The organism is Streptomyces sp. NPDC048639 (assembly GCF_043199075.1).
Classification (GTDB): domain Bacteria; phylum Actinomycetota; class Actinomycetes; order Streptomycetales; family Streptomycetaceae; genus Streptomyces.
In genome coordinates, this window is record NZ_JBICVP010000006.1 from 309,822 (window position 1) to 334,774 (window position 24,953).

Genomic DNA, 24,953 nt, shown 5'->3' on the forward strand with positions numbered 1-24,953 from the left:
GCGCGCGCGTCCTGGCGTGCGCGTCGGGGAATTCCCGCGGGCGCGGAGGAGGCCCGATGTTGTGGGACCGACCGGCGGATGCGATGTCCCGGCCGGTCGGCAGGGCCGCAATTCCGGATCGGGTCAGCGGTGGGTTTTCCGCTTCACCGGTTCACCGGCCTCGTCGTAGGTGATCCACTCGCCGGTTTTCCTGCCGAGGTTGTACGTGCCCTCGTCCAGAAGGCTGCCTGTGGCGTGCCAGCGGCGCCACCGGCCGTGCTGCATGCCGTCCACGAACGCGCCCCGCTGCAAGAGGCTGCCGCCCCCGCGGTGCCAGACCCACTCGCCGTCGAGTTTCCCGGCGTTGTACGCACCCTGCGCCTTCACCGTGCCGTTCTTGAAATAGAACGTCCACGGCCCGTGCCGCTCGCCGTCGCGACAGGCACCCTCACCCGACAGCGTTCCGTCCTTGAAGTGCTCCTCGGCCATGAAGAGCAGCATAGGGACGAACGGTCACGGTGAAGCCGGCGTGCGCATCAAGACCGGCGTGCGCATCAAGACCGGTGTGCGCATCGCGCATCGGTGCCGGATCGATGCCGCCTCCACCCATCCGATCGGCCCGCGGTCCCGAATTGCTCCCGGAATCCCCTCGTCATCGTGAAGTCCGGAGGAAGACATGGCCCCTGCCGTGTATGCGGAGGCAGTGCTGTGAGCGAACCGCTGCGGATCGCTGGATCCACACCCACCACCCAGGCATCGGACCTTTCCGCGCTGTTCTCCCTGGTCGCACGCGGCGACCAGGAGGCATTCGGGAAGCTCTACGACGCCGTGAGCGGCCCGGTCCTGGGCCTTGTGATCACCATCCTGCGTGACCCGGCCCAGTCGGAGGAGGTGGCGCAGGAGGTGTTCGTCGAACTGTGGCGAACCGCCGCCCGCTACCGTCCCGACCGCGGCAGCGCCATGAACTGGGTCCTGACCCTGGCGCACCGCCGTGCCGTGGACCGCATCAGGTCGACGACGGCCTCCGCCAACCGGGAGCACCGGGCAGCCCTGCTCGACCAGGCACCCGCCTACGACGAAGTGAGCGAACAGGTCGAAGCGCGCCTGGAGCGGCAGCAGGTGCGCCGCTGTATGAAGACGCTCACCGAACTGCAGCGCCAGTCCGTGACCTTGGCCTACTACCGGGGCCTGACCTACCGGGAGGTCGCGGAGCTGCTCGGCGCACCGCTGGGCACCGTGAAGACCCGCCTGCGCGACTGCCTGGGGGGGACCGCATGACCACCACCGAACTGCACACGCTGACCGGTGCATACGCCGTACATGCCCTGTCCGCGGACGAGCGCGCGGCGTTCGAGCGCCATGTGAGGTCCTGCGAGGCCTGCGCGCAGGAGGTACGGGAGTTGTCGGAGACGGCCGACCGGCTGGCCCTCACGGTGGCCCGCGTCGCGCCGGCCGAGTTGAAGGAACGGGTGCTGCGCCGGATCACCACCGTCCGCCAGGAAGCGCCGAACGTGCTCGTACGGTCCTGGCGCGGCCGTCCGGGCCGGTTCGCCACAGGATCGCTGCCGCGCCTCGCGCTCGCGGCCGCTCTGGCCCTGGCCACGGTGGGCGGGGTGGCGCTGTGGCAGCACCAGGAGGCGCGGGACGCCCGCCACGAGGTCCGCCAGGCCCGGGAGCGGACCGACGCGCTGTCGAGGGTGCTGTCGGCGCCGGACGCCGTGAGCCGGGCCGCGGGGCTCGGCCGGGGCGCCAGGGGCACGGTCGTGATGTCGCGCAGCGAGGACAGGGCGGCGTTCTTCGCCCACGGAATGCCGCAGTTGAGCGACGGCAAGGTCTACCAGCTCTGGTTCGACGACGGAGAGCGGATGCGGTCCGCGGGCCTGCTGGACTCCTCCGGGGGCCCGTCCGGGGACTCGACCGCGGCAGCGCTGATGGAAGGGAAGGTGCACGGGGCCTCGGGCATGGGCATCACGGTCGAGCCCGCCGGCGGCTCGGAACAACCGACGACGCAGCCACTGGCGCTCGTCGCGTTCCCGTCGGCGTAGGGGCGCAGAGCGCCGCGCCGCGCAGGGCAGGGCAGGGCAGCGCGGCGGAGGGCAGCGCGGCGGAGGGCAGCGCGGCTCAGGACCGCCCCTGGATTGCGACCGGCGGCAAGGACCGCCGGTCGTAAGGGTCGTTCGGCGCTGCGGTGAAGGGGATCGGGCACGGTCGGGCCCCGATCCGGCACCATCACCGGGTCAACGCCCCACCCGAATCAGGCAGACCGCCCCACCGACACGGATGTCCAACGGCTCCGCCGCGCCCGGTCTCGTCTCACGCCTGCGGCGCAAAGGAGGAGCATCGGGGGCCGCAGGGAGCTGGGCCGAGGCCCGCGTCCGCGACAGAGGCTGGTGACACGGCGGGTTCCGGCATGCCCGGCCGAACTCCCGCCGCCCCTCGACCACCGCTCTGGTCCCGCGCCTACGGCGCAAAGAACGAGCATCGGGGCGGCAAGGGGCACGGCCACGGCCCGCGACCGCGACAAAGCCCGGTGACACGACGAGGTTCCGGCGGAGGCTCGGGGCGGTGTGCCTTTTCCGCTCTCGTTGTGGAATTACTTGCCTCCGGTCAAGCACTTCGACAACGAGTTGCCAGGACCGGCTCAACCGACGCCCCAGGCGAGAACACCATGCCCGGTCTGCCGCGCAACCCCACGACGACCGCACCGCCGGACACCCGACCCAGCCAGGACCCCGCCCGCCCGGATGCTCAAACACCCACCACCGGACCACCATCCGGGCAACAACTCCCAACCCATCGAGGCAGACCGCCCCACCACCACGGATGTCCAACGGCTCCACCCGCGCCCGGTCTCGTCTCACGCCTGCGGCGCAAAGCAGGAGCATCGTCGCGGCAGGGAGCCCGGCCGAGGCCCGCGCCCGCGCCCGCGCCCGCGACAGGGGCTGGTGACACGGCGGGGGCTGGTGACACGGCGAGGTTCCCGCATGCCTGGCCGAACTCCCGCCGCCCTTCGACTACCGCTCTCGTCTCGCGCCTACGGCGCAATGCGCGAGCAACGGGGGCGGCAGGGGGCCGGCCAAGGTCCACGTCCGCGGCAGGGGCCGGTGACACGGCAAGGTTCGAGCAAGCGCTCGGGAGCCGTGCGCTGCGCGAGGGCGAAACCCGCGAGGACGGTGAGGATGCCGAGATCGACGCCACACGCTGGCAGCTGCGGATCCACGGCCAAGGTGTACGCCGCCCCCTGACACTCCGCTACCGCGATCTGCTGGAACGCGAACTGGTCGAGCGGGACATCACCTTGACGTGCGTGTCCAACCAGGTCGGCGGGCCGTACGTCGGCAACGCGCGCTGGACCGGCGTGCCGTTGGCCCCACTCCTGAAGGACGCCGGGATCGAACCGCCGTCGCGGGGCGGCCCGGCCGACCAGCTCGTCTCCCGTTCCGTGGACGGCATGACGATCGGCACCCCCGTCGAGACCGTCATGGACGGCCGTGACGCCATGCTCGCGCTGGGCATGAACGGCGAACCGCTGCCGTTCACCCACGGCTTTCCGGTCCGCATGGTGGTGCCCGGCCTCTACGGATACGTCTCGGCCTGCAAGTGGCTGCGGGAGCTGGAGTTGACCACGTTCGACGCGTACGACGTCTACTGGGTCAAGCGGAAGTGGGCCCGAGAGGCTCCCATCAAGACGGAGTCCCGCATCGACACACCCGGTTCCTTCGCGCGCCTCAAGACCGGAACAGTGCCGGTCGCCGGTGTCGCGTGGGCCCAGCACCGCGGCATCGACCGCGTCGAGGTGCGCGTCGACGGGGGCCGGTGGCACGATGCGCGGCTCGCGGAGGAGGCCGGGGTGGACACCTGGCGGCAGTGGCTGTGGGAGTGGGAGGCCACGCCCGGTTCCCACCGGCTGGAGGTACGCGCCACCGACCGCACCGGTGAGACGCAGACCGAGGAACGGGCCGGGACCGTGCCGGACGGGGCGACGGGCCGGCACTCCGTCGTCGTCACCGTGAGCTGACTTGTCAGCGTGAGCCGACTCGTGAGCGTGAGCCGATCTTCAGCGGGAGCCGCGCCATCGCCATGACCGGAGAAAACGCCGGTGACCGCGGTGACCTCCGTTCCCACCCTTTCGGTGTTTTCACGAAGCCGACACGTCAGGAGACTTTGGAATGAACAGCGCGCGCACGACCCGAATTCGCCGCATCGCCGTTGCCGTCACCACAGCGGCGGTTCTCCCGCTGTCTCTGGCCGCCTGTTCCGAGGAGAGCAAGGACAAGGCGTCCGACTCGGCCGCGTCCGCACCCGCCGACAAGTCGGAGGAGGGCGGAGCGGGTTCCAAGGCCGACGGGTCGGTACCGGCCGGTGACCAGCCGTTCGGCGCCGCGTGCTCGACCGTGCCCCAGAGCGGCGCGGGCAGCTTCAAGGGGATGGCCCAGGACCCGGTCGCCACCGCCGCGTCCAACAACCCCGCCCTGTCCACCCTGGTCACCGCCGTCAAGAAGGCGGGCCTGGTCGACACGCTGAACAGTGCCGAGAACATCACGGTTTTCGCCCCCACCAATGATGCCTTCGCCAAGATCCCCAAGGCGGACCTGAACAAGGTGCTCAATGACAAGGCGACCCTGACCAAGATCCTTACCAACCATGTGGTGGGCGAGAAGGTGACGCCGAAGAAGTTGGAGAACGGCTCGTACGAGACGCTGGCCAAGACCAGGCTGACCACCGCCGGTTCGGGCAAGTCCTACAAGGTCAACGACGCCGCCGACGTCGTCTGCGGCAACGTCCGGACCTCCAATGCGACCGTGCACATCATCGACACCGTCCTCATGCCCGGATAAGGGCGCGTCGGGCTCTCGTCGACGGAAGGCCCCCGAATACCGCCGGACGGTTCCCGCGCCATGGGCGGGGGCCGTCCGGCTTCGCGGGAGGGGGATGGCGGACGATGTGTCGTGATGCGGGGATTTCCGGAAAGACGTCGAACCACGGCACGCTTGCAGAGGACGGACGGGACGTGAGCATGGACCATCAGGCACTCGCCATGAAGAGTACGGGCGGTCGCGAGGAAGCGGTCGTCCTCTTTCTGCACGGCGGACGTGAGGACGGTCTCGGCCGCCCGTCGCGATGGAATCTTCCGGCTCTGCGCATGCTGCCGTTCGTCCACGGGGTGCGGTCCGCGGCGGACCGGCACGGCGTCGCAACCGGTCTGGTCCGCTACCGGCATCGCGGCTGGAACGGCGATCGCGCCGACGCGGTGCGCGATGCGCTCGACGCCCTGGAGGAGATCGCGCGCCGCTGCGGTCCGGTGCCCGTCGTCCTGGTCGGCCACTCCATGGGCGGCCGGGCCGCCCTGCGCGTCGCGGACCATCCCCGGGTCCGCTCGGTGATCGCCCTCGCGCCCTGGTGTCCGGCGGACGAACCGGTCGAGCACCTGGCCGGTGTCCCCACGGTGATCCTGCACTCGGACCGGGACCGTGTGACGGAGCCCTGGCTCTCCCGCGCCCTCGCCGAGCGCGCCAGGGCCGCGGGGGCGCCGGTGTGCCGTTTCGAGATCAGGGGCAGCGATCACGCGATGCTGCGGCACGCAGCCCAGTGGCACCGGCTCACCACCCGTCTCACGACGGGACTGCTGGGCATCGACGAGCTTCCCCTGTCGGTCGGCGCCGCGCTCCGGCTGGACGGCGGCCACGCCGACGGACTGGATCTGGATCTGACCTCGGTCGCCCCCGGGGCATGACGGCGCGGTCGACGCGGCCTTCTCGCTCCGGCTGCTCGCTCCGGTTTCCCGTCGCTCCGGTTTCCGCTCGGGCTTCTCGCTCGGGTTTCTCGCTCGGGTTTCTCGCTCCGAGCTGTTCCTGACGGGTTGTCAGTTCAGTAACCTGACAGTGCGTCAGTTGTTGCGCGAACCCATCGGCCATTGAGCAGGAGCGGGGCGAGAACGATGCTTGGTTCGACTCACGGCACCCTCACCACTCACTCCCGCCCGGCGCGCGTAGTGGCCTGCGGCGAGCACTCCGGAGCCACGGTACGCGGTACCGCGGATCCCGGCGAGGACAGGGATGTCAGCGGGCGTCCGCTGCACGCGCCCGTACCCGACCTGGACCGGTTCTTCCGGCCCGCGTCCATGGTCGTCGTGGGCGCGTCCGACAGCGAAGGGCGTCCCAACACGGGCATCACCCGCCGGCTGATCGACTGGTCCGAGCGGGTCGGGGCACGCCTGCACCCCGTGAACCCCGGCCGCTCCACCGTCTTCGGCCTGCCCTGCCTCCCTTCCGTCGCCGACCTGCCCGAACCGGTCGACCTCGCGGTCCTCCTCGTCGCCGACCCGCTTCCCGTGATCGCGGAACTCGCCACCGCCAAGGTGAAGTTCGCGGTGGCATTCGCCTCCGGCTTCGCCGAGACCGGTGGCGAGGGCGCCATCGCGCAGGCGCGGCTCGCGGACGCCGTACAGCGCTCAGGGCTCCGGCTGCTCGGCCCCAACACCAACCTCAACGCGTTCGAGGAGTTCCGCGACGACCTCGAAGGCCCCGCCATCGCCCTCATCACGCAGTCCGGCCACCAGGGGCGACCCGTCTTCGCCCTCCAGGAACTGGGCATACGGCTCTCCCACTGGGCACCCACCGGCAACGAGGCCGACCTCGAAACGGCCGACTTCATCTCGTACTTCGCCTCGCAGCCCGAGGTCGGCGCCATCGCCGCGTATGTGGAAGGGCTCAAGGACGGCCGGGATTTCCTTCTGGCCGCCGACCGGGCCGCGCGGAACAAGGTGCCCGTGGTGGCCGTCAAGGTCGGCCGCACCGAGACCGGCGCCAGGACGGCCGCCTCCCACACCGGCAAACTCACCGGTGCCGACGAGGTGGTGGACGCGGCGATGCGGCAGTTCGGCGTGATCCGGGTGAACGGACTCGACGAACTCCAGGACACCTCCGCGCTCCTGGCGCGGGCGCGCCCTCCGCGCGCGGACGGCGTGGCCGTCTATTCGATCTCCGGCGGCACGGGAGCCCACTTCGCGGACCTAGCCGCGGCAGCCGGCCTGCATCTGCCGGACCTCTCCTCGGAGAAGCAGACCGAACTCCACCAGTGGATACCCGACTACCTCGGCGTCTCCAACCCCGTCGACAGCGGCGGCCATCCGGTCGGCGACTGGCGCGGTCGGAAGATCATCGACGCGATCCTCGCCGACCCCGCCGTGGGTGTCCTCGTCTGCCCCATCACCGGGCCCTTCCCGCCCATGAGCGACAAGCTGGCCCAAGACCTGGTGGACGCGGCGGAGGCCACGGACAAGCAGGTGTGCGTGGTGTGGGGCTCGCCGGTCGGCACGGAGGACGCCTACCGCCGCATCCTGCTGGGCTCCTCCCGCGTCGCGACCTTCCGTACGTTCGCCAACTGCATCACCGCGGTCCGGGCCTACCTGGGCCACCACCGGTTCGTCTCCGGCTACCGCTCCCCCTTCGACGACGCGCCCCGCACCCCGTCCCCGTCGGCCCGCAAGGCGCGCGACCTCCTGCGCCCCGGCGAGCAGTTGAGCGAGCACGCGGCGAAGCAGCTTCTGCGGGCGTACGGGATCCGTGTGCCCCGCGAGCAGTTGGTGACCAGCGCGGCCGCCGCCGTACGGGCCGCGGGACTCGTCGGCTACCCGGTCGTGATGAAGGCCTCGGCCGCCCGGCTCGCCCACAAGACCGAACTCGGCCTCGTCCGGATCGGACTGACCTCGGCGAGTCAGGTCAGGGACTCCTATCGCGAGCTGACCGACATCGCGCGCCAGGAGGGGATCAAGCTGGACGGGGTGCTCGTCTGCCAGATGATCGAGCGGGGCGTGGAGATGGTCGTGGGCGTCACGCACGACAGCCTCTTCGGGCCCACGGTGACGGTCGGCCTGGGCGGCGTCCTCGTCGAGGTGCTGCGGGACGCCGCCGTGCGCGTGCCGCCGTTCGGCGAGGACCAGGCCCGCGCGATGCTGCGCGAACTCCGCGGCCACGCCCTGCTGGAGGGCGTGCGCGGCGGGCCGCCCGCGGACGTCGACGCGCTGGTCGAAGTCGTGCTGCGAGTCCAGCGGATGGCTCTCGAACTGGGCGACGACCTGGCCGAGTTGGACATCAACCCTCTGGTCGTCCTGGACCGGGGCCAGGGCGCGGTGGCTCTCGACGCGCTGGCCGTGTGCCGGTGAACCACGCGCACGCCGACGGCGTAAAGCCGACGTCCACCGCCCGCCCGGCAGCGCGGGCGCACCGCGCCACAACACGCCGCGCCACCACGCACCGCGCCACCACGGTCCGCGCCCGGCGACACCGCGCCACCATGCGCCGCACCGGCGACACCGCGCCACCATGCGCCGCACCGGCCACGCGGCATCGCGCGCGGCGACCGGTGCGCCGTGTCTTTCCCGCCCCCCGCGCGGGAAAGACACGGCACGACGACAAGGAGCTCCAGCATGACTGCCTCCCCCGAGAAGTCCTTGGAGACATTGGTACTTCACACCACTGACAACGGCGTCTCGTGGATCACGCTGAACCGCCCCGAGGCGATGAACGCCGTCACCTGGGACCAGCGGGAACGCATCATCTCCCTGCTCGACGCGGCCTCCGCCGACCCGGACGTACGAGCCGTCGTCATCACCGGTACGGGGAAGGGGTTCTGCGCCGGGGCCGACCTGCGCGGCGGCCCCGCGAGCGCCGGAGAGCGGGCGGCGGACGAGCGGGTCGCGGGCGAGCGGGTCGCGGGCGACGTCGCCCGTACGATCCGGCGCGGTGCGCAGCGACTCGTCGCCGCGGTCCTGGACTGCGAGAAGCCGGTGATCGCCGCGGTCAACGGCACTGCCGCGGGCCTGGGCGCCCATCTCGCGCTGGCTTGCGATCTCGTACTCGCCGTGGAATCGGCGCGGTTCATCGAGGTGTTCGTGCGCCGGGGGCTCGTACCGGACGGCGGCGGTGCGTATCTGCTGCCCCGGCTCGTCGGGCCGCAGCGGGCCAAGGAGCTGATGTTCTTCGGTGACTCCGTGTCCGCCTCGCACGCGGAGCGGCTGGGAATGGTCAACCGGGTAGTGGCCGATGGGGAGTTGGAGAAGACCGCTCGCGCATGGGCCGAGCGCCTGGCCGTGGGGCCGACGCGCGCGCTCGCGCTCACGAAGCGGCTGGTGAACGCCTCGCTCGACACCGACCGCGGCGGCGCGTTCGACGCGGAGGCGACGGCTCAGGAGATCAACATGACGACGGCCGATGCGCAGGAGGGCGTGGCGGCGTTCGTCGAACGCCGCTCACCGGTGTATCGGGGGCGCTGAGGAGAGGTTCCCGCATCCGTGATGCCGTGAGGGCCCGGGGTCGCTCGGTGCACGCGGTGCACGCGGTGCACGCGGTGCACGCGTGAACCGACGCCATGTGGACACAGACGCTTCTCTCCGGCCCCTGACATCGGGACAGTTCGAAGAAGCTCTGGCCGCAGCGGCTTGAAGGTGGACGCATATCTGACGGACGACCGGACTGGCGTCGACTGCCGGACGAGAGCCGGTCGAGAGCCGGCGAGCAGCGCCTGACCGTCATGTCCGGGCTGTCATGGCTGCGGCGGGGACACGAGGTCATCGCCGCCCTGGTGCCAGGCACCGGCATCGCCATGACAGGTCGTCCCGCGTCCCGCGGACGCTGACGGCTTCGTCGTGCTGTCCAAGAGATGGTCGTGCAGCGGAGTGATGCGCGCACGACGCAACGCGAGGGACCCGGAGCACCTGATGTTCCCGCGCGAAAGCGCGCACCCCTGACATGCCGCCCCGCGGTATCCCCTTCCCTCCAGGTACTACGATCTCGTATATTCCGAAAACGTGATACCTGAACCCGCATCCGAACGCGAACTCGCACCTGATGCCGCCGAGGGCTCTCCGCTGCTCGCCCTGCAGCGCGCCACCCATGCGACGCTGCAGGTCCTCGCCGCGGAGCTGGTCGATCTCGATCTGACCGCCTCGGAGATCAACGCCCTGGCGATCCTCTCCGACGGCCGGGGCCGGACCGTCTCCCGGCTCGGCGCCGCGGCGGGCACCCGCCCCACGACGCTGACCAGCGTGCTGGACCGGCTGGAGCGGCGCGGCCACATCACGCGCGGCACCCGCGCGGGCGACCGCCGGGTCGTCGTCATCGAGCTGACACCGTCGGGCCGGCTCACCGCGGACACGATCCGGCGGACGGTGACCGGGCTGGAGGAGCGGGCGATCGGCCGGCTGCCCGCCGAGGCGGTCGCCGGTTTCCACGCCGTCATCCGGGCCCTGTCGGAGGTGACTTCATGACCACGGAACGTACGAACCCCGACCACCCGAACTCAAGCCTCCCGAACCCCGGACCCCCGAACCCCGGTGCCCCGAGCCCCGGTGACCCGGACCCCGTGCGCGCGCACGAGAACAGCAGGCCCGTGGAAGGCTCCGATCCCGTCTTCGGCGAGCTGATGGCCGATGTCATGGCCTCCGCCGAGCACTTCGGCCACCGCGAGCACATCCGGCTGACCTGGCTGGCCGTCCACCACGTCGGGATGCCCGCGGCGATCGACCTGATCAGCGACGGCATCCGGCGGACTGCGCGCTATGCGGGCGCCCCGCAGAAGTACAACGCCACGGTCAGCAGGGCCTGGGTGGAACTGGTCGCGCACCACGCGGCCGAGGAGGACACGCGGTCCTTCCCCGACCTCGTCGGCCGGAACCCCGCACTGCTCGACAAGCGTCTGCTCGGCCGCTTCTATCGCTCCGGGACGCTGGCCCGCCCGGAGGCCCGGACCGGCTGGGTCGAGCCGGACCTCGCCCCGTTCCCCTGGGCAACGGACTAGAAAACTGACGGGTCATCAGCTTCAATGGACCGCATGATGGGACACGCAGGCATGGCGGCCACCGCCGTGCGCTATCTGCGCTCGGTCGGCTCGCCGGTGTCGGCCGCGCGTCATCCGGTCGACCCGCTCCCCCGGCCCGATCTGCGAGCCGTGCGGGAGGACGAGCGGCTGCCCGTCGACCCGGCCGAATTCCGGCGCGTGCTCGGCCACTTCGCGAGCGGCGTCACGGTCATCACGGCACCCGGCACGAGGGGCGACACCGCTGCGGGCGGCAACCCTGCGGGCGGCCGCGCAACGGACGGCAACGCTGCGGCCGTCAGCACTACGGCTGCCAACGCGCGAGGCGGTCTCCCGCCGGGCGAGGGCCCTGCGGGCTTCGCCTGCCAGTCCTTCGCCTCGCTCTCCCTCGATCCTCCGCTGATCGCCTTCATGGTCGGCAGAACGTCCACGACCTGGCCGCGGATCGCCCGCGCCGGTGTCTTCTGCGTAAACATCATGGGCGCCGAACAGGGCGGGCTGTGCAGGGACTTCGCGGTCAGCAGCGAGCGCAGGCCCGACAAGTTCGCGGGCGTGGCCCACGACGCCGCGCCGGTGACGGGCTCGCCGCGCCTGAACGGCGTACCGGCATGGATCGACTGCACGGTCCACGCCGTCCACACCGGCGGCGACCATCTGATCGTCGTGGGCCGCGTCGAGGCCCTCGGCACGGACGAAGCGGCAGCGGCGGCGGGACCGCTGCTCTTCCACCGGGGGATCTTCGGAGGTTTCAGCGGCTGACCGTCCCTGAGCGAAGGGTGAGGCACCGCCGCCGAGTTGACGGCTACGGCGGGCTTCACCGCTCTCAGGCCGGGACCGCCGGTACCGGTTCCGTCCGCACCGCCTCCGGCCGGCGGCGGATCACCAGAGCCATCAGGGCGGCAGCGGCGCACAGCGCCCCCGAGGTGTACCAGGCCGTGTCGTAGGAGCCCGTGACATCCCGGATCACCCCCGTCGTCAGGGCGACGAGGCCCGCACCGACCTGGTGGGACGCCAGCACCCAGCCGAAGACGATCGCGCCGTCGTCGCCGAAGTGCTCGCGGCACAGCGCGACCGTCGGCGGCACCGTGGCCACCCAGTCCAGGCCGTAGAAGACGATGAAGAACAGCATCGGCGGGTGGACCGTGTCCGCGAGCAGTATCGGCAGGAACATCAGGGAGACACCGCGCAGGCCGTAGTAGACGGCGAGCAGGCGGCGCGAGTCGTACCGGTCGGTGAACCAGCCCGAGGCGACCGTTCCCACCAGGTCGAAGACGCCGATGACCGCGAGCAGCCCGGCGGCCGCCGTGACCGGCATGCCGTGGTCGTGCGCGGCGGGCACGAAGTGCGTCTGGATCAGGCCGTTGGTGGACGCCCCGCAGATGGCGAACGTGCCGGCGAGCAGCCAGAAGGTCTTCGTGCGGGCGGCCGAGCGCAGGGCGCCGAGGGCGCGGGCCGCCGCGCCGCCCGCCGTCATCGGCACCGCCTCCTGTACGGCGCCGCCTCCGGCCACGGCGCCTGTTGCCGCGGCTTCCTCGGGCCCTTCGCCGTAGCGCGTGGTGCCCACGTCCCGCGGGTGGTCGCGCAGCAGCCAGAGGACGAGGGGGACGACGGCGAGGGCCGCGAAGGTGACGGCGAGCGTCGCCGTACGCCAGTCGTAGCGTTCGGCGGCCCAGGCGACCAGCGGCAGGAAGACGAGCTGTCCGGCCGCGCTGCCCGCCGTGAGCACACCCGTCACCAGGCCGCGGCGGGCGACGAACCAGCGGTTGACGACGGTCGCGACGAACGCCAGCGCCATGGAACCGGTGCCGAGACCGACCAGGACACCCCAGCACAGGATGAGCTGCCAGCTCGCGTCCATGAAGACCGTCAGTCCGCTGCCCGCGGCGACGAGCAGCAGCGCGGAGGCGACGACCTTGCGCATGCCGAAGCGCTCCATCAGGGCGGCGGCGAACGGCGCGGTCAGCCCGTACAGCACGAGGTTGAGCGAGACGGCACCCGAGATCGTGCCGCGTGACCAGCCGAACTCCGCGTGCAGCGGGTCGATCAGCACGCCCGGCGCCGCGCGGAACGAGGCCGCACCGACGAGTGCGACGAACGCGGCGACCACGACCCACCAGGCGCGGTGGACGCGCGGCGTGCGCCGGGCGGGGGCGTGCGGGTCGCGCTGCCCGGGGCGTGCGGGGATCCGAGGCGTTTGAGTCACCGGACCAGCATCGGTGGCCCCGATCGATCGTTCGAGTGGCCCGAAGGTCATGGTTCGCTAGGATCGGGCCATGCACGCCGTGGGCCGGGCCGGGTCCGTGCCCTGGGGACCGGATCCATGCGGTGCGAGGGCCGGGCGAGAAAGCAGGAGGTCACCATGGCGAGAGCCCCGCGTACGGCGCCGGGCGCACGTGCCGCGGCCGAGCGCCTCCACCGCGTCGTCGTGCTCACCCTGGACGGGGTCATCCCGTTCGAACTCGGCATCCCGTACCGGATCTTCGGAAAGACCCGGTCCCCCGGGGGCTGGCCCCTCTACGAGGTCGTCACCTGCGCGCTCACCCCGGGACCGGTCCGTACGGACGCCGACTTCTCGATCACCGTCGGCCTGGGCCCGGACGCCCTGGCGGAGGCCGACACGGTCGTGATCCCGTCCTCCTTCGAGCTGGGTCCGGTGTACGAGGAGGGCACGCTGACGGAGCCGCTGGCCGCCGCCCTCGCGCATGTACGCCCGGGCACCCGCATGGTGTCGATCTGCACCGGCTCCTATGTGCTTGGCGCGGCCGGGCTCCTCGACGGGCGGCCCGCCACCACCCACTGGCGCAACGCCGACCACTTCCAGCGGCTCTTCCCGAAGATCGACGTCGACCCGGACGTGCTGTTCGTCGACGACGGCGACGTGCTCACCTCCGCCGGCGTCGCCTCGGGGATCGACCTCTGCCTGCACATCGTGCGGCTGGACCACGGCACATCGGTCGCGAACGAGGTCGCGCGCCGCAGCGTGGTGCCGCCCCACCGCGACGGCGGGCAGGCGCAGTACATCCGGCGCCCGGTTCCGGAACCCCAGGTGGCCACGACGGCCACCGCCCGCGCCTGGGCACTGGAGCGCCTCGACCGGCCCATCCAGCTCCAGGACCTGGCCCGGCAGGAGGCGATGAGCGTACGGACCTTCACCCGGCGGTTCCGGGAGGAGGTCGGCGTCAGCCCCGGACAGTGGATAGTGGCACAACGGATCGAACGTGCCCGGCACTTGCTGGAGGACACGGACCTGGCGGTGGACCGGGTGGCCCGGGAGTGCGGCTTCGGATCGGCGGCGTCACTGCGGCAGCACGTACAGGCGGCGCTCGGCGTCTCACCGATGGCGTACCGGCGTACGTTCCGTGCGGCCGGGGGGAGTTGACGCCCGTACGTTCGGGACCCGGGCCGTCTCAGGACCCGAACGTCAGCACACCGCGGGCCACCCGGCCATGGTGCGCGTCGTCCGCGGCCTTGGCGAAATCCTCCACCGGATAGGTGTCGGTGACGAGTTCGTCCAGCAACAGGCGTCCTGCCCGGTACAGCTCGGCGTAGAGGGCGATGTCGTGCTGCGGGCGGGACGAACCGTAGCGGCAGCCGAGGATCGACTTGTCCAGGTACATCGACGAGACGAGGAACGAAGCCTCGGCGGTGGCCGGCGGGACGCCGAGCAGCACCGCCTGGCCGTGCCGGTCGAGGAGATCGACGGCCTGCCGGATGAGCCGGGTGCTGCCGACGCACTCGAAGGCATGGTCCGCGCCCGTGGGCAGGACCTCCTTCACGGCGGCGGAGGTGTCGGGGACGGCGGAGGCGTCGACGAAGTGCGTCGCCCCGAACTGCCGCGCCACCGCCTCCTTCGCCGGGTTGGCGTCCACGGCGACGATCGTCAGCGCGCCCGCGAGCCGCGCGCCTTGGACGACGTTGAGCCCGATGCCGCCCGCGCCGATGACGACGACGCTGTCGCCGTCCGCGATCCGCGCCCGGTTGAGGGCAGCCCCGACACCGGTCAGCACACCGCATCCGATGAGGGCGGCCGAGCTGAACGGGATGTCCGGATGGATCTTGACCGCCTGGACCGCCTTGACGACCGTCCGCTCGGCGAAGGCCGAGTTGGAGGCGAAGTTGAACAAAGGCTTCCCCGCACGGGAGAAGGGCCGGCCCGGCCGTCCGATGGAGGACCGGCACATGGTGGGTCGGCCGCGGTCGCAGTCGGGGCAGGCACCGCAGTTGGCGAGGGTGGACAGGGCGACGTGGTCGCCGGGCACCACGTGCCGCACGCCCGGACCGACCGCCTCGACGACGCCCGCACCCTCGTGACCGAGCACGACGGGCACGGGGAAGGGGATCGTTCCGTCGACGACGGACAGGTCGCTGTGGCAGAGCCCGGCCGCGCGGACGCCGACCAGCACCTCGCCGGGCCCCGGGTCGCGTACCTCCAGGTCGTCGACGACCTGCGGTTGCCGGCCGTCGAAGATGACACCTCTCATGGCTGCCGTTCCCTTCCTCTTCCGCGTCCTCGGCTCCCCCGCGTCTGCGGCCTCAGGAAGGCCAGACGACGGACTGGAGCTCGCTGTAGGCGTGCAGGCCGAACGAGCCGCCGTCGCGGCCCACTCCGCTCTCCTTGAAGCCGCCGAACGGCGTCTCGGGATGGCGCTGAACGGTGTTGATGCCGACATTGCCGCTGCGCAGGCGGGCGGCGAGGGCCCAGGCGCGGCCCGCGTCGGCGCTGAAGACGTAGTCGTAGAGGCCGTACGGGGTGCCGTTGGCGATCCGCACCGCCTCCTCCTCGTCGTCGAAGGGCATCGCGACGACGACCGGGCCGAACAACTCCTCCTGCGCGACGGTCATGGTGGGGGCGACGTCCGCGAGGAGGGTAGGAGCGACGTAGAAACCGGTCTTCGTCCCCGGGCGTTTCCCGCCCGCGACGAGGCGGGCGCCCTGGTCGAGGGCTCCGGCGATGTACGCCTCGACGCGGTCGCGCTGGGCGGCGGAGATCAACGGGCCGACGACCGTGGAGTTATCCACAGGGTCCCCGACGGTCAGTGCCGCCGCGTAGTGTTCAAGAGCGGCAACGACCTTCTCGTACAACGATCGATGGACGAGGACGCGGGTCGGCGCCGTGCAGATCTGGCCGCTGTGGAACGACCATGTCGAACCGACTGCCGAGATCGCCGACTTGACCACTCTCTCGTCGGCATCCCCCAGCACGATGGCCGCACCCTTGCCACCGAGCTCCATCAGGGTGCGCTTCATCGTCTCCCCCGCGGACGTGGCAATCCGCCTTCCCACAGCGCTGGATCCGGTGAAGCTGATCATGTCGACATCCGGGTGGGCGACCAGCGCCTCACCGGCAGTAGCGCCCGAGCCGGTGACGACGTTGAACGCGCCCGCGGGCAGCCCGGCCTCCTGGAGCAGCGGGCCCAGCTCCAGGCAGCCCAGCGGGTCCTGCGGGGCCGGCTTGGCGACGACCGTATTGCCCATGGCCAGAGCGGGCGCGACCTTGCCCGCGAGATTGACGATCGGAAAGTTGTAGGAGGTGATGCATCCGACGACACCCACGGGGCGGCGTACGGCCGCGGCGCCGATGAGTCCGCCCGGCGCGAGTGGGCTCGCCCGGACGGGCTGAGGTGCGAGCGGGATGGTGCCCGGCTCCAGGGCGCCGCGTGCGTAGCGCCTGAACCGGTCGGCGGCGGTGGGCACTTGCATGGTCGAGGCGACGCGCAGGGTGGAGCCCGTCTCGGCCTGCAGGAGCGGCACCAGGTCCTTGCCGCGCTCGGTCAGCAGGTCGGCGACGCGGTCGAGCACGGCCGCCCGCTCGCGGGGCTCGGTGCGCGACCACTCCTCGTACGCGGCGCGTGCGGCGGCGACGGCATCGGCGACGTCGGTGTCCGACGCCTCGGGTGCCTGGCCGACGGCCTCCTCGGTCGCCGGGTTGATGACGGAGTAGTGGCCGGAGACCGGAGCACGCCAGGCGCCGCCGATCCAGTGCTGATACGTCGTCGTCATCGGGGTTCCTTCGGCAGGCCGAGCACCCGCTCGGCGATGATGGTGCGCTGGATCTCGTCCGAGCCGCCGTAGATGGTGTCGGCGCGGGAGAAGAGGAACAGGTGCTGCAGGGGGTCCAGTTCGTACGGGCGGTCGGCGGCCCAGTCCGCCGGTCCGAACGCCGACTCCCCGCCCCGTGCCTGCATGGCCAGTTCACCGAGCCGCTGGTGCCAGCCGCCCCACAGCAGCTTGGCGACGTTGGGGGCGCCGGGGTCGGGGGCGGTGCGTGGCCCGGTGGCCGTGTGGGGGCTGGTGCCATGAGTGCCGGGGTTGGTACGGGGGTTGGTGCCGTTGGTGCGGGGGGTGGTGCCGGTGCCCGGGTCGGTGCCGAGGGTGCGCAGGGCGTTCCAGCGCATGGTGCGGAGCTCGGCCCACTGGCGTACCAGCCGGTCCCGCAGGACCGGGTCCTCCGCGGCTCCGGTCCCGACGGCCAACGAGATGACCCGGTCCAACTCCTCGGCGAAGCCGATCTGCTGGACGAGGGTCGACACCCCGCGCTCCACGGCGAGGAGGCCCATGGCGACGTGCCATCCGTTGCCCGGGCCGCCGACGATGTGTTCGGCGTCGGCCACCGCCCCGTCGAAGAACACCTCGTTGAACTCGGCGGCGCCGGACATCTGACGGATCGGCCGGACCTCGATCCGGCCCGGCTGATCCATCGGCACGAGAAGGAAGGAGAGACCGCGATGACGCTGTGACCCGGGTTCCGTCCGGGCGAGGACGAAGCACCAGTCGGCGTACTGGGCAAGGGAGGTCCAGATCTTTTGGCCGGTGATGCGGTAGGTGCCGTCGGCCTTGTCGCGTACGGCAGCCGTGCGGAGGCCGGCCAGGTCGGAGCCCGCACCCGGTTCGCTGTACCCCTGGCACCACAGCTCTTCGCCGCGGGCAATGGGTGGGAGGAAGCGGTCTCGCTGAGCCTGGTCGCCGAAGGCGATGAGGGTGGGCGCGAGCAGGTTCTCGCCGATGTGGCCGACCCGGGACGGGGCTGCGGCGCGGGCGTACTCCTCGGCCCAGACGACCTGTTGGGTCAGGGTGGCGGCGCGGTTGCCCCAGTCGCCGTGGCCACGGTCCCAGCCGAGACCGATCCAGCCATCGGCACCGAGCTCACGCTCCCATGCGGTGCGCTGGAGCCGGGCGGACGGGAGGGCTGAAGAGGCGAGGGAGGGGGCAGGGGCGGAGGGGGTGGGGGTGGGGGCCCTGGGGGGCGTGGCACCGGCGGACATGACCTCAGTGGCGACCGTGCCCCCGGCCGTGCCGGTGAGTTCGCCCGTCCGGGCCGGATCCGCGAGGTCGGCGAAGTCGCCGACGAGATGCGCGTCGAGCCAGGCGCGTGCCTCTGCGCGGAATCGTTCGTCATCGGGCCCGAAGCTGAAGTCCACGGCGTTCTCCCCTCATACCCCGTGCGGCGGGCGGGGGTTGTCCCCCTTCTCCGGTGTCGCCGCGTGTTCCGGTGTCGCCTGCTTCTCCACCGCGACCGCCTTCTCCACCACGACCGCCTTCTCCACCGCCACCGCCGCCGTCGCCTCCGCCTCCGCCTTCGCCTTCGCGGCCGCGGCGGCCTGCGCCATCGCCTCCAACTGGGCGAGCATCGGCATGGGGTCGGTTCCGACCGATCCCGGAAGGAAGTCCGCGATCCGTTCGGGGGTCCAGGAGCCGTCCGCGTAGGCGGACCGCAACTCCCTCGGCTGCGCCCAGACCGCGATCTTGGGACCGGCGATCGTGTAGACCTGACCGGTGATCCTCTCTTCCCTCGCCCGGTCGCTGAGGAGATAGACGACGAGCGCCGCGACGTCCTCGGGGTCGCCGATCTCGTTCAGTTCCATGGGCACGTTCGCCGACATCCGCGTACGCGCGACCGGTGCCACGCAGTTCGCCGTCACCCCGTACTTGTGGAGTCCGAGTGCCGCGCTGCGGACCAGGGAGATGATTCCGCCCTTGGCCGCCGAGTAGTTGGCCTGCGAGACGCTGCCCTGATGGTTGCCGCTGGTGAAGCCGATCAGTGTGCCGCTGCCCTGCTTGCGCATGACCGCGGAGGCCGCGCGGAAGACCGTGAACGTGCCCTTGAGGTGAGTGGCGACCACCGGGTCCCACTCCTCCTCGCTCATGTTGAAGAGCATCCGTTCGCGGAGGATCCCGGCGACGCACACGACGCCGTCGATCCGTCCGTACCGCGCAAGTGCCGTCTCCACCACGCGCCTTCCGCCGGCCATGGTGGAGATGTCGTCGGCGACGGCCACTGCCTCGCCTCCGGCCCGCGACCCGCCGGACCTGCCCGCGTCCACTGCCGGGTCGCGGTCCGCGCCCCGGCCGCCCGAGCCCCTGTCTGCCGCCCCGCTCGCGGCCCGGTCTGCCGCCCCACCCACGGCTCCACCCGTGTCGCTGCCCGCGTTGCCGCGCGTGCCGAAGTTCCCGGCCTCGATCTCCTTGACCACGGCCTCGGCGACATCGCTCGTCGGCTCCGCGCCCTCGATGGAGACGCCGTAGTCGTTGACGACGACCTTCGCCCCCTCGGCCGCGCACGCGAGGGCGACGGCCCGTCCGATGCCGCGACCAGCACCCGTGACGGCGATGACCTTGCCTGCCAGGAAGTTCCCCACGCCGCGCCCCTTCCGGAGTTTCTGACGGACCGTTAGATTTTTGGCAGAGGCGGGGCACAAGCACAAGCCCCGTACGGGATTCGGCACTTCAGGAATGCCGAGCCCATACGGGATTCGGCACTTCAGGAATGCCGACGGCCGCGCGGCCCGGACGGCGAGGAAGGCGGGGATCCATGGCACTGCCGCCGGAGTTCCACGACATCGCCAAGCGCGTGAACAACTGGGGGCGCTGGGGCGAGGGCGACGAGATCGGCACGCTCAACCTGATCACCGACGAGGTGGTCCGCGCCGCCGCCGGCACCGTGCGCTCCGGTCGCCGCATCCCCCTCGCGCTGCCGCTCCAGCAGGACGGCGTGCAGACCGGCGTGATCCCGGGCCGGACCAATCCGCTTCACACCATGATCGCCGTCAATCAGGAGATCTTCGGCCCCGGAACGGTTGCCACCAGCGATGACACCGTGACGATGGCGCTCCAGACCGCCACGCACTGGGACGCGCTGACCCATGTCTCGTACGCGGGCAGGATCTACAACGGGCGCCCGGCCGGATCGATCACCAGCCACGGCCGGTCGTCGTTCAGCGGCATCGAGAAGGCGCGGCACATCGCGTCGCGCGGTGTCCTTCTCGACGTTGCCCGCGCCCGCGGCACCGACCGCCTGGACGGGGGCCACGCGGTCACCCCCGAAGACCTCGAAGCCGCCGAGGAGTTGGCCGGTACGCGTGTCCGCTCGGGCGACATCGCGCTCGTACGGACCGGGCAGATGCGACAGTATCTGTCGGGCGACAAGCACGGGTACGCCTTTCCGTCACCCGGCCTGTCGATCCGCTGCCCCGAGTGGTTCCACGCCCGCGATGCCGCCGCCGTCGCGAACGACACCCTCACCTTCGAGATCTTCCCGCCGGAGATCGAGAATCTCTGGCTCGGCGTGCACGCCCTCCACCTGGTCGACATGGGCATGTTGCAGGGCCAGAACTGGAATCTGGAGGAACTTTCGGAAGCCTGCGCCGAGGAGAGGCGGTACGCGTTCCTGCTGTCGGCGATGCCCGAGCCGTTCGTGGGCGGAACCGGAACCCCGGTCGCGCCCGTGGCGATTCTCTGACCGCCGCGGATCGCCACGATCTCCCGACAGCTGCGGATCGGTACGGTCTTCCGACAACCTCGGATCACCACGGTCTTCCGACAACCTCGGATCACCACGGTTTCTCCGAGAGCCTCCGCTCGCCACGGTCCCTACGGCAGCCTCGGATCGCCACGGAACTCCGACCGCCTCCGACCGCCTCCGACCACCTCGGACGCCGCAGACCTCCGACGACCTTGGACCGGCGCCTCAGCTGACCTTCGGATTGCCGCGGCCGACATGGCAGGGTCCGTGATGGCGCGACCCGGGCCGGTCGGGTGGCGGTGCGCTCGTGCGCGCCCCGAGCACGGCACAGCGACCGCCACCCGGCTCCAGCGCCCAGGCGCCGCGCCACTGAGCGGCGAGCGGCCCGCACCGGACCACGACCCGCACTCGCCGAGGACCACGGCCGGGAGGCCGGTTCGCCCTCGACGTCCCCTCGCGACGAATCGTTCCCCACAAGGGTGATCACGTGACCACTGGACGTCAACACCTGGTCTGGACTTTGCGAACTATGCCCGTTTTTGCCGCACTCGATTCTCGCCGGACTCGACTTTTTGCCCGAACCTGTGCGGCGGAGCGGCCTCTCCGCCGCACACAACGGCCGGAAGCCACCGTCGGTCACCGCCCGGCCACGCGGGCCCGACGTCATCAACAGCCGGTCAGCACCCGGTCGCCAGCCGGTCTGCACCCGATGGGCACCGGATCGGTAGCGTGCCGACGTCGGGCGGACGCCGGGCCGACGTCGGATCGGTAGCGGGTCAGTGGCTGGCCAGGGGCCGCGAGCTCATCGAAGGTCCCGCGGCGCACTGACCCCAGGCTCCGAGCACGTGTCCCAGCGCCTGTGCCACCGGCCGCACCACGGACTGACCCAGCGGCGGAACGGACGACTCCCCGTCCGGGTTCGCCGCCGTGTCCGCGTACCCCGTGCGCTGCGGCCCCACCCACGGCTCCCCGCGGTCGATCTCGCACCAGATGCTCTTGCCGCCGGCCTCCGGGCACCAGCCCCAGCGATCGGCCAGGCCGGTGACCAGTTCCAGGCCTCGCCCGTTGGTGTCGTCGCCCTCCGCATGACGCGGCTTCGGTGCGCAGGCGCTGCGGTCGGCGACCTCGACCCGTACGGTCTCGCGCACCGGTCCGGGGCCCTGTTCCGTGCGGGCGCCGGGGACGTCCGGACCTGCCGGGCCGACGCCGGATCCGTTCGCCGCGCAGTCGGGCAGTTGCATCCGCAGCACCGCCGGACAGCCGGTGTGCACCACGGCGTTGGTGACCAGCTCCGAGATCAACAGGACCAGCGTCTCGGCCAGAGGCTCATCCGGCGCTATTCCGGACACGGCGAGCCGCGAACGGGCCCACCGGCGGGCCCGCGCCACTTCCGCGGGATCGGGCCGCACCTCGAGCTGAACCTGAAGCACCTGCACCGCTCACACCATCCGAACCGGCGGACACATCGCCTCGCGTCTCCAGGAGATCACACTCCGTGATCCCGCAGAAGAACAGCATGGTTGACGTACAGTCACCCCAACAAGCGCTTCAGGCATATTCCGACGCAACGGAGTACGCGTGCTGCATACTGTGCGGCTTGCGTTTCGGGGACTCCACAGCAGGGGCTTTCCATGCCCCCACCTGGCGCGAGCGGCGCACATTCGGCACCCCGGGATCGCCACACTGGCCACACCGGGATGGTTGCGCATCAGAACTACTCGCACCCGACGCAGCGTACCGGAGCAGTGCCGCGACTCCCCCCTGTGACGAGTCACGTATAGGACACAACCCCATATCAACGCTCAGTGACATTCCTGGCTGAACTCAGCCGAACTCATGCGAATCATTCGGACATTCCGTTGATGGCGCCTTCTGGCGGGACATTCTTCTGCCGACAAGGCTGTCGGCAAGAAGTTCCTCCGCCTCGGCCGCCGACTGCCATTGGCCGGATCGCACCCATGCGCGCTTGAGATGCAGATGGACATCCGCTTCCCATGTGAATCCCATGCCGCCGTGCACCTGGAGGCAGTCGCGCGCGTTGCGTACGGCGGCGTCGTCGGCGAGCAGTTTGGCTGCCGCGATGTCGTACGCGTCGCCTGTGACGGCTGCCGCGTAGACGGCGCTACGGGCGATCTCGGCCCGCACCAGCATCTGCGCGCAGAGGTGTTTGACGGCCTGGAAGGCTCCGATGGGCCGGCCGAACTGTTCCCGCTCGCCCGCGTAGCGGACGGCCGTCCCGACCGTGCACGACGCGCTCCCGAGTTGCTGGGCCGCCGTGAGGAGGGCTGCCTCGCGCCGCAGCACCGCGCTGCGCGGCGCGGGAGCCTGCTGCGTCGCAGCACTCCGTTCGGCACGGGCCGCCACGCCTCCCCGTCGCCGCGGGGCAAGGGCCACCCGGTGCAGTGGTGTTGCGGGATCGACGGTGTGCAGCGCCCCCGTCTCGCCGACGGCCCCATGCGCATCGCGCGCGACGGGCGCATCGGGCGCGCCGTGCCCGCTCGTCGCGAACTCGCCGACTGCGGCCATCCGTACGTCCGTGTCGTCTTCGCCCACGACCAGTACGGCGTCGGCCGATGACAGGTGCTCGATCAGTGCGGTCGGCGCCGTACCGCCGCCGCGTGCGCCGCGTACGTCGAGGGCGGTCACCACGGCCTCGCCGCGGGCCGCGGCCACGACCGCACCGGCAGCCTCCACACCGGCGATCCCACCGGCGGCCCCACCAATACGCCCGGCCCCGGAATCGGACGAACCCGCGCCCCCGGACGAACGCGCGCCCCCGGCCGAGTCCGCACGCCCTGCCGAACCCGCGGCCCCGATCCCGGAATCGGCCGCCCACGCACCCACGCCCGCATCCACGCCCAAGCCCGCGCCCAAGCCCGCGCCCGCGCTCACGCCCAAGCCCGCGCCCGCATCCGAGCCCACGCCCACGCCCAACAGATGGGTCACCGCCAGGTGCGTCGCGACCAATGGCCCTGGCAGCAGCGCGCGTCCCGCCTCCTCGAAGACGAGCACCGCCTCCGGCAGCCCCACCCCCACCCCGTCCGGCCCGCCGTCGCTCCCGTCCTCCTCCAACCGCAGCACGAAGAGGCCCGCTTCGCCCAGGGCCCGCCACAGTCCCCGGTCCAGCCCCGCCCCCCACGACGGCGCGTGATCGGCGGCGGCCCTCAGCCGCTCCCGCGGGAACCGGCGTGCCAGCAGCTCGCGGAACCCCTTGCGCAGTGCCTCCTGGTCCTCCGTGAGCCGGAAGTCCACCGCGCTCACCGCCCCTTCGGCATGCCGAGGATCCGCTCGGCGACGATGTTCTGCTGGATCTGCGAGGTGCCCGCGGCGATCGTGTACGAGAGCGAGGAGAGCCGGTCGGCGACCCAAGGGTGTCCGGCGTCCAGCGCGTCGGCCGCTCCCAGCACCTCGGCCGCCGCGTCGTACAGCTCCTGGCGTGCCTGCGAGTAGCGGAGTTTGAAGACCGAGCCGCCGACCCCTGGTACCCCGCCCGTGCCCTCGGCCGCGCTCACGTTCCACTGCGTCAGCCGCCACAGGGCCGCGAATTCGGCCGCGAGCCGACCCAGGCGGCGTCGCAGTACGGCGTCGTCCCACCGTCCGTTCGCCCGTGCCGTGCGCGCCAGTTCCTCCAGTACCCGCCGGCAGGCGACGACCTCGCCGACGAAGGCGGTCCCGCGCTCGAAGGAGAGCGTCACCATGGTGACCCGCCACCCGTCGTTCTCCGCGCCGATCCGGCAGGGGACGGGGACCCGCACCTCGTCGAGGAAGACCTCGGCGAACTCGGTCGACCCGGCCAGGGTGCGCAGCGGCCGTACGGTCACCCCGTCCGCGTCCATGGGCATCGCGAGCCAGGTGATGCCGCGGTGCCGGGGCGCGTCCGGGTCGGTGCGGACGAGGAGTTCGCACCAGTCGGCGACTTCGGCGTGCGAGGTCCAGATCTTTGAACCGGTCACCACGTAGGTGTCGCCGTCGCGTACGGCGCGGGTGCGCAGTGCCGCGAGGTCCGATCCGGCGCCGGGCTCGCTGAAGCCCTGGCACCAGACTTCCTCGCCGCGCAGGATGGGCGGCAGCCAGCGCTGCCGCTGTTCCTCCGTTCCCTCCGCGGCGATGGTGGGCCCGGCGTGGAGGAGGCCGACGAAGTTCGCTCCGACGTACGGTGCTCCGGCCCGCTCGGTCTCCTCCAGGAAGATCAGGTGCTGGGTGGGGGTGGCGCCGCGTCCGCCCGCGTCGGCCGGCCAGTGGAGTCCGGCGTATCCGGCGTCGTACAGCGCCCGTTGCCAGCCCAGGTCGTACGCCCTGCGGCCCGGCCAGTCGGCCGGGTCGGGCTTCGGCGGGAGCCCCGGCAGCGCCTTTCCGAGCCAGGCCCGGAGTTGGTGCCGGAAGGCTTCCTCCTCTTCGCTGTACGCCAGGTCCACGCGCC

At 71.6% G+C, this 24,953-nt stretch carries 21 protein-coding genes and 2 pseudogenes; 13 read left to right on the forward strand and 10 right to left on the reverse strand.

The annotated features are described in order from the left end of the window. Positions 1–123 precede the first annotated feature (123 nt). Positions 124–468: a toxin-antitoxin system YwqK family antitoxin gene (locus ACGFNH_RS18675; RefSeq protein ID WP_393654970.1), complete on the reverse strand. Its 345-nt coding sequence runs from the start codon at positions 466–468 to the stop codon at positions 124–126. 40 nt (positions 469–508) lie between these two features. On the opposite strand from ACGFNH_RS18675, the gene ACGFNH_RS18680 reads away from it, so the two are divergent. From ACGFNH_RS18680 to ACGFNH_RS18730, 11 genes and pseudogenes are all read left to right on the forward strand, one after another. Beyond that, positions 509–640, forward strand: coding sequence for a hypothetical protein (locus tag ACGFNH_RS18680; RefSeq protein WP_393654972.1), 132 nt, complete (start codon positions 509–511; stop codon positions 638–640). A 65-nt stretch (positions 641–705) separates the two neighbouring features. Next, positions 706–1,257 (forward strand): ECF RNA polymerase sigma factor SigK, encoded by a 552-nt coding sequence (gene sigK / locus ACGFNH_RS18685; protein WP_393655408.1) that lies wholly within the window; start codon positions 706–708, stop codon positions 1,255–1,257. Next, on the forward strand, positions 1,254–2,024 hold the full coding sequence (locus ACGFNH_RS18690; RefSeq protein WP_393654974.1) for an anti-sigma factor domain-containing protein: 771 nt from the start codon (positions 1,254–1,256) through the stop codon (positions 2,022–2,024). The genes sigK and ACGFNH_RS18690 overlap by 4 nt, the downstream gene beginning before the upstream one ends. Positions 2,025–3,169: 1,145 nt before the next feature. Next, positions 3,170–3,997: pseudogene (locus ACGFNH_RS18695) on the forward strand (molybdopterin-dependent oxidoreductase); the annotation flags it as partial. Positions 3,998–4,148: 151 nt separating this feature from the next. Continuing rightward, positions 4,149–4,817, forward strand: coding sequence for a fasciclin domain-containing protein (locus ACGFNH_RS18700; protein ID WP_393654976.1), 669 nt, complete (start codon positions 4,149–4,151; stop codon positions 4,815–4,817). Between the two features lie 179 nt (positions 4,818–4,996). Next, complete coding sequence (locus ACGFNH_RS18705) at positions 4,997–5,713, forward strand: alpha/beta hydrolase (RefSeq protein ID WP_393655410.1); 717 nt, start codon at positions 4,997–4,999, stop codon at positions 5,711–5,713. Between the two features lie 204 nt (positions 5,714–5,917). Beyond that, a complete protein-coding gene (locus tag ACGFNH_RS18710; protein ID WP_393654978.1) occupies positions 5,918–8,143 on the forward strand; it encodes an acetate--CoA ligase family protein in 2,226 nt (741 codons plus the stop codon). A 264-nt stretch (positions 8,144–8,407) separates the two neighbouring features. Beyond that, a complete protein-coding gene (locus tag ACGFNH_RS18715) occupies positions 8,408–9,253 on the forward strand; it encodes an enoyl-CoA hydratase/isomerase family protein (RefSeq protein ID WP_393654980.1) in 846 nt (281 codons plus the stop codon). Positions 9,254–9,787: 534 nt separating this feature from the next. Next, positions 9,788–10,246 (forward strand): MarR family winged helix-turn-helix transcriptional regulator, encoded by a 459-nt coding sequence (locus ACGFNH_RS18720; RefSeq protein ID WP_393654982.1) that lies wholly within the window; start codon positions 9,788–9,790, stop codon positions 10,244–10,246. Further along, entirely contained in the window at positions 10,243–10,776 is a 534-nt protein-coding gene (locus ACGFNH_RS18725) for a hypothetical protein (protein ID WP_393654984.1), read from the forward strand. The genes ACGFNH_RS18720 and ACGFNH_RS18725 overlap by 4 nt, the downstream gene beginning before the upstream one ends. 33 nt (positions 10,777–10,809) lie before the next feature. Next, on the forward strand, positions 10,810–11,553 hold the full coding sequence (locus ACGFNH_RS18730) for a flavin reductase family protein (protein WP_393654986.1): 744 nt from the start codon (positions 10,810–10,812) through the stop codon (positions 11,551–11,553). Positions 11,554–11,617: 64 nt separating this feature from the next. Here the strand turns inward: ACGFNH_RS18730 and ACGFNH_RS18735 are convergent, their stop codons facing one another. Continuing rightward, positions 11,618–13,048 (reverse strand): MFS transporter, encoded by a 1,431-nt coding sequence (locus ACGFNH_RS18735; RefSeq protein WP_393654988.1) that lies wholly within the window; start codon positions 13,046–13,048, stop codon positions 11,618–11,620. Between the two features lie 105 nt (positions 13,049–13,153). Between ACGFNH_RS18735 and ACGFNH_RS18740 the strand changes: the two genes are divergently transcribed. Then, positions 13,154–14,173 carry a GlxA family transcriptional regulator gene (locus ACGFNH_RS18740; RefSeq protein ID WP_393654990.1) on the forward strand — a complete coding sequence of 340 codons (1,020 nt, stop codon included), beginning with the start codon at positions 13,154–13,156 and terminating at the stop codon, positions 14,171–14,173. A gap of 28 nt (positions 14,174–14,201) precedes the next feature. On the opposite strand, the gene ACGFNH_RS18745 is transcribed toward ACGFNH_RS18740, so the two are convergent. Genes ACGFNH_RS18745 through ACGFNH_RS18760 form a run of 4 tightly spaced genes read right to left on the reverse strand, consistent with a single transcriptional unit; the run spans position 14,202 to position 19,430 of the window. Continuing rightward, positions 14,202–15,275 carry a Zn-dependent alcohol dehydrogenase gene (locus tag ACGFNH_RS18745; RefSeq protein WP_393654992.1) on the reverse strand — a complete coding sequence of 358 codons (1,074 nt, stop codon included), beginning with the start codon at positions 15,273–15,275 and terminating at the stop codon, positions 14,202–14,204. Between the two features lie 52 nt (positions 15,276–15,327). Beyond that, positions 15,328–16,794, reverse strand: coding sequence for an aldehyde dehydrogenase family protein (locus ACGFNH_RS18750; RefSeq protein ID WP_393654993.1), 1,467 nt, complete (start codon positions 16,792–16,794; stop codon positions 15,328–15,330). After that, positions 16,791–18,212, reverse strand: a complete 1,422-nt coding sequence (locus tag ACGFNH_RS18755; protein ID WP_393654995.1) for an acyl-CoA dehydrogenase family protein — start codon at positions 18,210–18,212, stop codon at positions 16,791–16,793. Before ACGFNH_RS18755 ends, ACGFNH_RS18750 begins: the two co-directional genes overlap by 4 nt. A 12-nt stretch (positions 18,213–18,224) precedes the next feature. Beyond that, positions 18,225–19,430: an SDR family NAD(P)-dependent oxidoreductase gene (locus tag ACGFNH_RS18760; RefSeq protein WP_393654997.1), complete on the reverse strand. Its 1,206-nt coding sequence runs from the start codon at positions 19,428–19,430 to the stop codon at positions 18,225–18,227. A gap of 173 nt (positions 19,431–19,603) precedes the next feature. Between ACGFNH_RS18760 and ACGFNH_RS18765 the strand changes: the two genes are divergently transcribed. Beyond that, positions 19,604–20,530, forward strand: a complete 927-nt coding sequence (locus tag ACGFNH_RS18765) for a cyclase family protein (protein WP_393654999.1) — start codon at positions 19,604–19,606, stop codon at positions 20,528–20,530. Positions 20,531–21,309: 779 nt separating this feature from the next. On the opposite strand, the gene ACGFNH_RS18770 is transcribed toward ACGFNH_RS18765, so the two are convergent. From ACGFNH_RS18770 to ACGFNH_RS18785, 4 genes and pseudogenes are all read right to left on the reverse strand, one after another. Further along, positions 21,310–21,969: an ATP-binding protein gene (locus ACGFNH_RS18770; RefSeq protein WP_393655001.1), complete on the reverse strand. Its 660-nt coding sequence runs from the start codon at positions 21,967–21,969 to the stop codon at positions 21,310–21,312. A 388-nt stretch (positions 21,970–22,357) separates the two neighbouring features. Next, positions 22,358–23,350, reverse strand: coding sequence for an acyl-CoA dehydrogenase family protein (locus tag ACGFNH_RS18775; RefSeq protein ID WP_393655412.1), 993 nt, complete (start codon positions 23,348–23,350; stop codon positions 22,358–22,360). Positions 23,351–23,488: 138 nt separating this feature from the next. After that, positions 23,489–23,794: pseudogene (locus tag ACGFNH_RS18780) on the reverse strand (acyl-CoA dehydrogenase family protein); the annotation flags it as partial. Then, entirely contained in the window at positions 23,791–24,948 is a 1,158-nt protein-coding gene (locus tag ACGFNH_RS18785) for an acyl-CoA dehydrogenase family protein (RefSeq protein ID WP_393655003.1), read from the reverse strand. The gene ACGFNH_RS18785 and the pseudogene ACGFNH_RS18780, both read right to left, overlap by 4 nt. Positions 24,949–24,953: the final 5 nt, after the last annotated feature.